Below are 6,431 nucleotides of genomic sequence, written 5' to 3'. Positions count from 1 at the left end.
ATATTCAAAACCATCAGATATATCTGGAGGACAAAGACAAAGGGTTGCATTAGGACGTGCAATAGTTAGAAAACCAGCAGTATTCTTGATGGATGAACCATTATCTAACCTTGATGCTAAACTTAGAGAACATATGAGAATAGAGCTTGTAAGAATACATAGAGATTTAGATACTACAACTATCTATGTAACACATGATCAAACAGAAGCTATGACAATGGCAACAAGAATAGTTTTACTTGATAAAGGTGTTATTCAACAAGTAGGTAAGCCAGAAGAATTCTATAATAAACCAAACAATATATTCGTAGCTAGATTTATAGGATCACCAACTATGAATATTTTAGAAGGACACATTAGAAATGGACATTTCATATCTAATTCTGAAGAAATAGTAATTAAAGCTAATGAAGCAGATAGAGAAAGATTAAAAGAATATGAAGGTAAAAAAGTTTCTATTGGTATAAGATCTGAAAGATTCTTAAGTGGAAAAGAACATGAAAATAGATTTAAAGCAGTTATAGAAGTTGTAGAAATGTTAGGTAAAGAAAAATCACTTTATGTTAAATTAAGTGATGGATCTACATTAGTTATTACAATGCCAGGTTATTATAACTATGAACCAGGAGAAGAACATTCATTTGGATTTGATACAGAAGCATTACACTTCTTTGATGAAAATGGAGATAGAATATAATAAAAGTTGTGAAATATAATTATATTTTAAGGGATTATATCTTTGATAAAAAGGTATAATTCCTTTTTTTTACATATTATTTATATTGTGAAAAATTTTACATTATTATTATTTTTCTAAAGGACTTGACAAAAACGTATGGGGGGGGGTATAATATAAAAGTAAAAATATAAATTTGAAACTGAAAGGAGAATAAATTAGAATGAATTTTAATGAAGTAAAAAGGTGGTTAAAAACAAATTTAAAAAATAAGATTAGTATAAATTCAAAATCTATATTAACTTTTTTAATGTTAGGGGTAGTTAGTAACGGGTTAATTGCAAATGCAGAAGTTGTTACTGATTATAATGAAAGAACTAATATTGGAACAGATAATACAGTTTTTAATAAACATAATGTTACACTTGGTGAAAGAAATGTTAATACTTCAGCAGAGGCAGTAGTAATAGGATATGTAAACGAAATGAAAGACAATGTTTCTCATCAAACTGTTATGATTGGAACAAAAAATATCTTAAAAGCAGAGCAATCAGTAGTAATAGGAAATGATGTTATAGGTTTAGGGAAATCTGTTGTTGCAATAGGATCTGATGATAAAGTTCCTGGAAGGATAGATTCTAAATACTATAATCTTATAGCTGAAAATATATTAAAAACTTATGGAAAAGTTGAAAAAGAAATAGAAGTAGAAGAAAACGGAGTAAAAGTAAAAAAAATAGTTGAAGTAACTGATGAAAATGAGAAAAGAGAAATAATAAAAAGTTTAATTAGAGTTGGTAGTAGTTGGTCACGTACATTTGCAAGTGGTATTGGTTCTACTGCTGTAGGTGCTCGTGCAGCTGCGGTAACCAGTGAAGGAATAGCTATAGGAGGATTAGCGCTAGCCATAGGAGAAAGAGCTACAGCTTTAGGTAGTAGATCGGTAGCTGTAGATGATAATTCAGTAGCATTAGGATCGTACTCAGTTACTAGTCCAAGTGCAGCTGCTTCATATTTAACTAATACAACACGTGATGCAGGTAAAGCAAAATATACAGTTTCAGTTGGGGATAGAAGAATTCAAAATTTAGCTGATGGTGCTGAAGACCATGAAGCAGTAACAGTTCGTCAATTAAAGAAATTAGCTAATTTCAAAAATACAATAGTAACAGGAACAGATCCTATAACAGTAACTGAATCAACAGAAGTAGATAATGATACTAAATTAACTAAAACAACGTATAATGTAAATGTAAAAAAAGGTAATGTTACAGGTGAAGGAATTACTGTTGAAAATGGTGATGGAAGAATACTTGGAGAAACAGGACTTAAATTAGGAATAGCAGATGGTGCAATAACTGCAAATAAACTTGCACAAGGAGCTGTAACTAAAGACAAAATAGGAGCAGGGGCTGTAACTAGTGAAAAACTTGCAGCTAATGCAGTTACTAGTGATAAAATAAAAAATGGAGCAATAACAAGAGAAAAAGTTGATCCAACATTAATGAATGAAATAGCAGAAATTAGAGCAAATACCTCAACTCCAATTACTACAGAAAGATTAGTAAATAATTCTGTAACTAGTGATAAAATAGCAGATAATGCTGTAACTACAGAAAAAATAGTAGATGGAGCTATTACTGAAGATAAACTAGGAGATGGGGCAGTAACTAAAGATAAAATAGCAGATGGAGCGATAACAAATGATAAACTAGCAGCTAATGCTGTAACTAATGATAAAATTGCTGATAATGCTATTACAGAATCAAAAATAGCAGCAGATGCTGTTACAACTTCAAAAATAAAAAATGGTGCAATAACTACAGATAAATTAGAAGATGGGGCAGTAACTAAAGATAAAATAGCAAATGGAGCAATAACAGAAGATAAATTATCAGATAATTTAAAAAACTCTATAGCTAAAATTGATGAGATTAAGTCTTCAGGATTAAACTTTAAAGGAAATAATACTGATACGAATATTAAAAAAGAAATAGGTTCAACATTAGAAATATATGGAGAGGGTGTAACTAAAGAAGCATCAGCTGATTTTTCAAGTGCTTCTGAAAATATTAACGTAAAAGCTAAAGATGACAAACTTGAAATACAACTTGCTAAAAATCTTAAGAATATATCTTCTTTAGAAAATTCAGATAATGGAACAACTACAAAAATGGAATTAACTGACTCTGGAGCTAAATTTACAAGTTCAAATGGAACTGATAAGCCTGAAGTTACAACAATAGGTAAAGATGGAATTTCTGTAACTAAAGAGGGAGAAACAGGAAATACAACAATAAATCATAATGGTATATCTACTGGAGAAATAACAGGTCTTAAAAATGAAAAAGTTACAGATAAAGATAATAATACATATGGTAAAGGGGATAATGCTGGAAAAGCAGCAACTCAAGGAGCTGTTAGAGATATAGCTGAAAAATTAGGGTTAGTTGCAAAAGAAGAAGATCCAAATGCTCCTAAAACAGAAACTAAAGGTCTTGAAAAAGAAGATGGTTTAGATGGTAAATTTATTGGAGATAAAGTAGATGCTATAAGAAATGGTCAAGCTGGACCAACTGTATTTACTGATGAAAATGGAGAAAGATTAGTTAAAGGTAATGATGGTAAATATTATCATAAAGATGACTTAGATGAAAATGGAGCTCCTAAAGAAGGAAAAACAGCAGTTGAAAAACCTGTTTTATCTTTAGTAGGTCCAGATGGTAAAACTGATACACCAACAACATTAAGAAATGTAGAAAATGGATTAGCTGGATTAAATAATGTTGCTAAAGATAAAGATGGAAATCAAACTCCTGTTACAGAAGAAGTTGCTAAAAATGTAATTAAAGACTTAGTTACTCAAAAGAAAGGTCTAGATAAAGTTGCTAATGTTGGGGATTTACAAGCTTTAGCTCAAGCAGGATTAGACTTTAGTGGTAATGATGAAACAGTTATTCATAAAACTTTAGGAAATAAAGTTGAGATAGTTGGAGAAGGTGTTGATAAAGCAGCATCAGCTAAATTTGAAAGTGCGTCAGGTAATATTAATGTAAAAGCTAATAAGGATGGTAAATTAGAAGTACAACTTGCTAAGAAACTTAAAAATATAGATTCTATAGAGTTTGCAAGTGATAACGAAGATGAACCTAAAACTGAACTTACTAATAAGGGAATACAAATCAAGAAAAAGGGTGCAGTAATGGGTGGTCTTACATATGATGATAAAACTAATGAAGTTAAACTTACAGGACTAGCTAATCCAGATGTAAATGATGATAGCTCAGCAGCTAATGTTGGATTTGTTAAATCTCAAATTTCTGAATTAGGAAATACTGCTAATTCTGGTATTGCAACAGCTGTAGCTATGGCTAATCTTCCACAAGTAAGTTCAATGAGTGGTCATAGATATAATGTTGCTGGATCTTATGGAATGTATAAAGGTGAAAGTGCATTTGCATTAGGATTAAGTGGAATAAATAAAAAAGGAACTATAGTATATAGAGCAAGTGGATCTTTAAATACTAAAGGAAATATTGCACTTGGTATAGGACTTGGATATCAATTTGATAAAATTGAAAATGTTGATAATGAAACAAAAGGAAGAATTGTTTCTTTAGAAAAAGAAGTAATGAATTATAAAGAAAAAGATAGATTAAGTCAAGAAAAATTATCAAAACTTGAAAGTGAATTAGAAATTCTTAAATTACAAATGAAAGAATTATTGAAAGTTAAATAAAAAATTATAATTTTTCATATAATTAATATATTTTAAGGACTACATTTATATTAAATGTGGTCCTTTTTTGTTTTTTTATTTGCTTAAAAAGAACTGTATAAATATATTGAAAAAATACCAAATTTATGATAAGATAAATACAATGGGAGGAATATGAAAAAAGTTATTTTATATATAAGTTTTTTGTTATTCTTTAGCTGTTCAAGTATTCAAAGTAATAGAATATTAACAGTTGATGATAAGAATAATATTGTAAGTGAAATTGTTAAGGTTCAAGAATATATTGTATTAAAAGCTAAGGATAATAATAAAGAAGAAATAAAGAAAAAGATAGTTAATTCTTTTTTAAATAACATTAAATTTTCTTATTTAAATAATTATGATTTATCTAATATGACACTTTTATTTTCAGAAGATATAGAAGTAGTATCTGAAAATAGAGCAAAAAGTATTATGTTGATAAATTATGAATTAGAAACTATGTATTTTGATATAGTTTGGGTAAAGTATAATAGTGAATGGAAAATAGAAAGTATAAACCCAGAATAAAGAACTAAAGAGAGGAGAAAGAAGTGTTTAATTTAATTGTAGTATTACTTTCAATTGTAATAATCGCAGTAGTTTTAGTAATAGGATTTAATAAAATAAATAATAAATTTGTTACTAAATATGGTGAATATAGTGATTTAGAATTAATGATAGTAAATTTGAAACGTAAGTTAGAAACAGATAAAAAAGATATAGAAAGAGAAATTGAATCTTTAAGAAAAGAAGAAAATTTAAAAGTAAAAGAAGAAATATTGGCACAAAAAAAACTTGCTGATGAAGAAATAAAAATAATGAAATCTGAAATTTTATTAAAAGAGGAAAGAATTTCTAAAAAAGAAGAAAATTTAGAAATAAGAACTAATAAACTTGAAGAAAAAGAAGCTAAACTTGAAGAAAAAAAAGAGAAGATTTTAGAAATAGAAAATGAATTAAATGCAATGTTTGAGAAAAAAGAAAAAGAATTAGAAAGAATTTCAGGCTTAACAAGTGAAGAAGCACGTGAACTTATACTTAATAAGTTAGAGGGCGAACTTGAGCACGATAAAGCTGTTATGATAAGAGATTTTGAGTATAATTTAAGTAGAGAAAAGGAAAGAATTGCAAAATCAACTATAGCTGTGGCTATAAATAAAGCAGCATCTGATTATGTTGCAGATGCTACTATATCTGTAGTTCAACTTCCTAGTGAAGAAATGAAGGGAAGAATTATAGGTAAAGAAGGTAGAAATATTAGAGCATTAGAGGCAGCAACAGGTGTTGATTTAATAATAGATGATACTCCAGAAGCTGTTGTACTTTCATCATTTGATGGTGTTAGAAGAGAAGTTGCAAGACTTGCACTTGAAAAATTAATACAAGATGGAAGAATACATCCAACTAAGATAGAAGAATTAGTAGAAAAATCTATAGCTGAAGTTGAAGAATCAACAATAAATGCAGCAGAAGAAGCTATAATTGAAGTTGGAATACATTCGTTACCTAAAGAAGTTCTTAAAACTTTAGGTAGATTAAAATATAGAACTTCATTTGGACAAAATGTTTTACAACATTCAATAGAAGTTGCACATCTTTGTGCTGCATTAGCTACAGAATTAGGAGCTAATGTAGATATAGCTAAACGTGCTGGATTGTTACATGATATAGGTAAAGCTTTTTCTCACGAACAAGAAGGATCACATGCTATAAATGGTGCAGAATTTTTAAAACGTCATTCTAGAGAAAACGAATTAGTAATTAATGCAGTTGAATCTCATCATAATGAAGTAGAACCTAAATCAGTAGAAGCGATAATAGTTCAAGCAGCTGATGCAATAAGTGCAGCAAGACCAGGAGCTAGACGTGAAACTTTAACAAATTATTTAAAACGTCTAGAACAATTAGAAGAAATAGCAAATTCGCATGAAGGTATAGAAAGTTCTTATGCAATACAAGCTGGAAGAGAGTTAAGATTGATAGTTAAACCAGAAG

4 protein-coding genes are annotated in these 6,431 nt (G+C 28.9%); all 4 read left to right on the top strand.

The window, feature by feature from the left end; all coding sequences use genetic code 11:
• A partial coding sequence (locus ACWYO2_RS04505; RefSeq protein WP_455515302.1) for an ABC transporter ATP-binding protein occupies window positions 1–697 on the top strand: 697 nt, incomplete at its 5' end.
• Window positions 698–899: 202 nt separating this feature from the next.
• On the top strand, window positions 900–4,415 hold the full coding sequence (locus ACWYO2_RS04500) for a YadA-like family protein (protein WP_455515301.1): 3,516 nt from the start codon (window positions 900–902) through the stop codon (window positions 4,413–4,415).
• Window positions 4,416–4,568: 153 nt separating this feature from the next.
• Window positions 4,569–4,964, top strand: a complete 396-nt coding sequence (locus ACWYO2_RS04495; protein WP_455515300.1) for a hypothetical protein — start codon at window positions 4,569–4,571, stop codon at window positions 4,962–4,964.
• A 23-nt stretch (window positions 4,965–4,987) separates the two neighbouring features.
• Window positions 4,988–6,431: ribonuclease Y (gene rny / locus ACWYO2_RS04490; protein ID WP_455515299.1), on the top strand; the 1,444-nt coding region annotated here is incomplete at its 3' end.

Source organism: Pseudostreptobacillus sp. (assembly GCF_977040545.1).
Note: the sequence above shows the minus strand (reverse complement) of the source record. Positions and strands in the feature narration are given on the sequence as shown.

Bases quoted from the DNA above. Each gene is read 5' to 3' on its own strand.
- ACWYO2_RS04500 (WP_455515301.1), top strand. From the start codon at position 900: ATGAATTTTAATGAAGTAAAAAGGTGGTTAAAAACAAATTTAAAAAAT.
- ACWYO2_RS04495 (WP_455515300.1), top strand. From the start codon at position 4,569: ATGAAAAAAGTTATTTTATATATAAGTTTTTTGTTATTCTTTAGCTGT.